Below are 4761 nucleotides of genomic sequence, written 5' to 3'. Positions count from 1 at the left end.
GGCAAGCGCCCACATGAATTACCTGATCAAATTCTTAAAGAGCGTGTCGCTGTATTACCGGCCAACTGCTGTACTGCTTGGCCTCAGCGAGGAAGGCGTATTCTACGCCTTCCGTGGTGTTTGTCAAACGCTATTTTCAGTGACTGAAATCAGCGCCAGGTGAGCAGACAACCGCTCTAACCTACTGACAAACCGAAGGTTTTCACCTTCTTCCACCGCTGGAAACGCTTGGCGTCCCCGGCAGCGGATGCGTACTTTACGGGCTCAACGTCGGGTTGGCAAGGGCTTTTATAAATTTCTTTCACGGACTTCGCCAATAACCGTGTTTCGCCAATAGAGAGGGAAAGGCGTCGGCAGCTAGCCACAAGGCGGTTACACTATTGCGTCTGCGATTTACCCCTGTGCTTTACGTTACCCGAGGTCAGAGATGAGCCACCACCTGTTATCTGTCGACTCGCTAAACCGCGACCGCGTTGACCACTTGCTGCGTGTTGCCGCGCGGATGGAGCCGATTGCCGGGCGGCAGAAAGTCACTCGCGTCTTGGAAGGCGCCGTTTTGGGCAACCTCTTCTTTGAGGCCAGCACGCGTACCCGTGTCAGTTTCAATGCGGCGTTTTGCCGATTAGGCGGCAGCGTCTGCGATACCACGGGCTTCACCTTCTCTTCCATGGCCAAGGGGGAGTCGCTTTACGACACCAGCCGAGTGATGAGCGGTTACTGCGACGCCATTGTGATGCGCCACCCCGAACAGGGCTCGGTGGCAGAATTTGCCGCCGCGACGCACGTGCCGGTCATCAACGGCGGAGACGGCCCGGGTGAGCACCCAAGCCAGGCACTACTTGACCTTTACACCATTGATAAAGAGTTTGCCCGGTTGGGTAAAGCGTTAAAAGGCGCGCACATTCTACTCACCGGCGATCTGCTGCATGGGCGTACTGTCCACTCATTGATCAAACTGCTCTCGCTTTATGATCCGATGCGCATCACGCTGGTCTCCCCGCCCGGGCTTGAAATGCCCGCCGCGCTGATTGACCTCGTGACCTCGCGCGGCCACCGCGTTGAGGTTCGCGACAGCCTGACCAGCGATTTCAGCGATTTGGATGTGGTGTACACCACGCGGATTCAGAAGGAGCGCTTTACCGCCGAAATGAGCGAAACTTTTGCCGGCGTGTCGGATGACTTTACCGTTCACAAGCGCTTTATGGATCAGCACTGCTCACCGAGCACGATTATCATGCACCCGCTGCCCCGCGACAGCCGCCCTGGCGCCAATGATTTAAACGTGGACCTTAACGGCGACCCGCGTCTGGCGATCTTCCGCCAGACCGATAACGGCATCCCGATGCGGATGGCGATTTTTGCCACCCTGCTGCAGGTCGATGAGCTCATCGAGAAAGATCTGCGCCCGGTACGTTGGTTTGTGCCCGCCCAAACCGGCACCCTCGATCGCTGAGGGTGTAATAGGATGAAGGGGTATAAAATTTAGCCTGAGGTTCGCCCGCCGGGAAGCCCTTCTTGGTGGGCAAACCAGCCCTCCAGAATCAGCACGGCGGCAATCCCATCGACGCTCTGCTCGCGGTAATTGCCCCGGTGCCCGGCTTCGCGGGCAATCTGCTTGGCTTCCCGGGTAGAGCCCCGCTCGTCGACCATCTCGCAGGGTTTACCGTAGCGCCCATGCAAGCGGTTGCCGAACTTGCGTGCCCGGGTGCTCATTTCCGACTCACTGCCGTCCATGTTGAGCGGCAAGCCGACCACGAACAGATCCGGCTGCCATTCGCTGACTAGCCGTGTCACCACCTGCCAATCGGGAATGCCGTCACGCGCGGGCAGTGGCTCCAACTCGCGGGCGCTGTGCAAAAGCTCATTGCCAACCGCCACCCCGATACGCCGCGTGCCGAAATCAAACGCCAAGACGAGGCGCTGGCCGAGAATTGCCATCAGGCGTGCCCTGCGTCTCGCGTCATCAGATTAAGATCGACACCGAGAATGCCGGCGGCGGCACTTAAGCGCTCAGCAGGCGGCGTCTCGAAAAGCACGCCTGCATCCGCCTCAACGGTCAGCCAAGCGTTCTCTTTAAGCTCCTCTTCCAGTTGCCCAACGTCCCAACCGGAGCAGCCAAGGCAAATGATGTAGTGCTCGGGGCCAGTGTTATTGGCCAGCGCTTGGAGCATATCCATCGAAGTGGTCAGTGCAATTTCATCGGTTACCTGAATACTGGAGTCCCACTCAGCACTGTTGCCACGATGCAGGATAAAGCCGCGATCCTTGTGCATGGGGCCGCCGTAGTAAACAGGCGCATTGCGATGCAGGCTTGTTTCCCCGCCTAGCGATAGCTGCTCAAAGAGGGCATCCAAGGTGATATCGAGCGGGTGGTTGACGATAACCCCCATGCAGCCGTTGTCATCGTGGTCACACAGATAGACCAAGCTACCGGTGAAGTTGGCTTCTTCCATATGCGGCATGGCCAACAGGAAGTGATGTTTCAAGCTTTGCATGCGTCTCCTAGCGCCTCCTCGCGCGGGTAGGCGTCTGTAATCATTCAAGCCATCGCCGTTAGGCGGCGCTCGATGGCATCCAGCAGTAAGCCCGCGACATTGGTGCCACGCTGGTCATCAATTTCGCGCACACAGGTGGGGCTGGTGACGTTGATTTCGGTGATGTAATCACCGATCACATCGAGGCCGACAAACAGCAGGCCCTTTTCACGAATCATCGGCTGCACCTGCTCGATGAGCCAGTGATCGCGCTGGGTCAATTCCCGGGTAACGCCACGTCCACCGGCGGCTAGGTTGCCGCGCGTTTCGCCTGCCGAGGGGATACGCGCTAGCCCATAGGGCACCGGCTCGCCGTCGACCAGCAGAATGCGCGTGTCGCCATCCTTTATTTCTGGCAGGTAGCGCTGCGCCATGATTTGGCGCTTACCGCGCAGCGAGAGCTGCTCAATCACCGCCCCTAGATTGCGCCCTTCCGGGCCAATGTGAAAAATGCCGGTGCCGCCCATGCCATCCAGCGGCTTGAAAATCACATCGCCATGCTCGGCGTGAAACGCGCGCAACACATCCGCCTGGCTTGAGACCAGCGTGGGCGCGCAGCACTGCGGGAACTGCTGGGCGAAAAGCTTCTCGTTGCACTGCAAAAGCGCCGTGGTGGGGTTCACCACCAGCACGCCCTCACGCTCGGCAAACCCCAGAAGATGCACGGCGTTGATGAAATCGGCATCCACCGGCGGGTCTTTACGCATCAGGATCGCATCGAGCTCGGCAAGCGGGCGAGCGTCCGCTTCCCCCAGCTCAAACCAGCGCACCGGGTCGCGCTGCACGGTGAGCGGGCGGATACGCGCGTAAGCCTGCCCTGCGTTCAAAAAGAGGTCTTCCTGCTCCATGTAGTACAGGGTATAGCCGCGGTCTTGCGCCGCCCACAGCAGGGCCATGGTGGAGTCTTTTTTGTAAGCAATATCGGCAATGGAGTCCATCACCACGCCAAGATGAAGGCTAGATTGGCTCATCAGGTCGCTATCCCCAGGGTCAACGAGTCGTTAAACAATCGGCCAGTATGCCGCACGGCGCGCCTGCCTCCAACCGCAAGCGCCGGCTCACGAGGTGAGCGCGCCTGGCACTAGGCGAATGGCGTACGGCTCCAGGGTGATCAGCTCGCGCTTGTAAAGGCGGCCAATCGCCTGTTTATAGGCGCTTTTGCTCACGCCCAGCCGGGCTTTGATCTCATGGGCCGGGCTTTTATCCCCCAGTGGAAGGTAGCCGCCGCTTTCACGCAGTGCTTGAAGCACCTTATCACCGACGACATCCAGGCGTGCCTCACCGGGCGGGAGCAGCGAAATATCCAGCCGGCCATCGTCACGGCGCTGCTTCACGTAGCCGGCAAGCGTTTGCCCACGGCGCAGCGGCTGGGTAAGGTCATCTTGGTAGACCAACCCCCAGTAGCGGTGATTGACTACCACTTTCATGCCCAGATCCGTGCGCTCGGCGACCACCAGCGTGACCTGATCACCACGCGCGAGCTCCCACGCCTCATCGGTCACAAAGCGCTCAAGCCGCATCGACGCCACCGGGCGGCCTTGGTCATCCTCATAGAGCTTAACCAGCACGCGCTTGCCCACCTCCGGGCGAAACGACTGCTCGCTGTAGGGGAGCAGCACATCCTTCGGCTGCCCCCAGCGCAGAAAGGCGCCGGTATTGTTCACCGCCGTCACCGTCAAGTACGCCACGTCGCCCATACGCGCGGCCGCGTCGATGGCAGACAGGTGAGAAGGTCGTGCATCGCGTGTCATGGCCAAGCCGTCCTGAAAAGAGATAAGAAGAGGGGGTAAAACAGCGTCGGGGCGCTTATAGGTCGCCAAAATGGTGCTGTAGAAGCGTCAACGCCACCACCGGCGCCGTCTCGGTGCGCAGCACCCGAGGCCCCAGGGTCAAGGGCGTGAAGGCGGCTGCCTCGGCCGTGGCGATGTCATCCGGCGTCAAGCCGCCCTCCGGGCCGATCAAAAGTGCGGCGGTTGCCGGTGGCTGGGCGCACTCAAACGCATTGCCAGTGGCTAAGTGCAGCATCAGCCGTAGCGGCTCGCGACGCTCGGAAAGCCACGCCTCAAGCGGCAGTGGCGGGTGGACCGGCGGCACCACCGCGCGGCCGCACTGCTCGCAGGTTTACCCCTATATATGTTTATAAGAAAACAAATAATTTACCTTTTTTCTTTTTCCTTATTACGGAATTTATTTTTTTAGGCTTTCCCCAGGGAGTGCGATCGGGGTA

5 protein-coding genes and 1 pseudogene are annotated in these 4761 nt (G+C 59.7%); 1 reads left to right on the top strand and 5 read right to left on the bottom strand.

The genetic code is table 11. The annotated features are described in order from the left end of the window. Positions 1–427: 427 nt before the first annotated feature. Complete coding sequence (gene pyrB, locus BQ9846_RS15815; RefSeq protein ID WP_075882012.1) at positions 428–1453, top strand: aspartate carbamoyltransferase; 1026 nt, start codon at positions 428–430, stop codon at positions 1451–1453. Between the two features lie 29 nt (positions 1454–1482). Here pyrB and ruvX read toward each other — a convergent pair whose 3' ends face one another. From ruvX to BQ9846_RS15790, 5 genes and pseudogenes are all read right to left on the bottom strand, one after another. Continuing rightward, positions 1483–1938: a Holliday junction resolvase RuvX gene (gene ruvX, locus BQ9846_RS15810; RefSeq protein WP_075882011.1), complete on the bottom strand. Its 456-nt coding sequence runs from the start codon at positions 1936–1938 to the stop codon at positions 1483–1485. Next, positions 1938–2495 (bottom strand): YqgE/AlgH family protein, encoded by a 558-nt coding sequence (locus tag BQ9846_RS15805; RefSeq protein WP_075882010.1) that lies wholly within the window; start codon positions 2493–2495, stop codon positions 1938–1940. The genes ruvX and BQ9846_RS15805 overlap by 1 nt, the downstream gene beginning before the upstream one ends. A gap of 44 nt (positions 2496–2539) precedes the next feature. After that, complete coding sequence (gene gshB / locus BQ9846_RS15800) at positions 2540–3505, bottom strand: glutathione synthase (protein WP_075882009.1); 966 nt, start codon at positions 3503–3505, stop codon at positions 2540–2542. 87 nt (positions 3506–3592) lie between these two features. Beyond that, on the bottom strand, positions 3593–4285 hold the full coding sequence (locus BQ9846_RS15795) for a CvfB family protein (protein WP_075882008.1): 693 nt from the start codon (positions 4283–4285) through the stop codon (positions 3593–3595). A 55-nt stretch (positions 4286–4340) separates the two neighbouring features. Beyond that, positions 4341–4652: pseudogene (locus tag BQ9846_RS15790) on the bottom strand (RsmE family RNA methyltransferase); the annotation flags it as partial. Between the last annotated feature and the right edge of the window lie 109 nt (positions 4653–4761).

This window comes from Vreelandella massiliensis (assembly GCF_900155385.1).
GTDB lineage: Bacteria > Pseudomonadota > Gammaproteobacteria > Pseudomonadales > Halomonadaceae > Vreelandella > Vreelandella massiliensis.
This window is presented reverse-complemented; position numbering and strand designations above follow the sequence as displayed.

Coding starts and splice junctions, on each gene's coding strand:
- BQ9846_RS15795 (WP_075882008.1), bottom strand. CDS start 4,285: ATGACACGCGATGCACGACCTTCTCACCTGTCTGCCATCGACGCGGCC.
- ruvX (WP_075882011.1), bottom strand. CDS start 1,938: ATGGCAATTCTCGGCCAGCGCCTCGTCTTGGCGTTTGATTTCGGCACG.
- gshB (WP_075882009.1), bottom strand. CDS start 3,505: ATGAGCCAATCTAGCCTTCATCTTGGCGTGGTGATGGACTCCATTGCC.
- pyrB (WP_075882012.1), top strand. CDS start 428: ATGAGCCACCACCTGTTATCTGTCGACTCGCTAAACCGCGACCGCGTT.
- BQ9846_RS15805 (WP_075882010.1), bottom strand. CDS start 2,495: ATGCAAAGCTTGAAACATCACTTCCTGTTGGCCATGCCGCATATGGAA.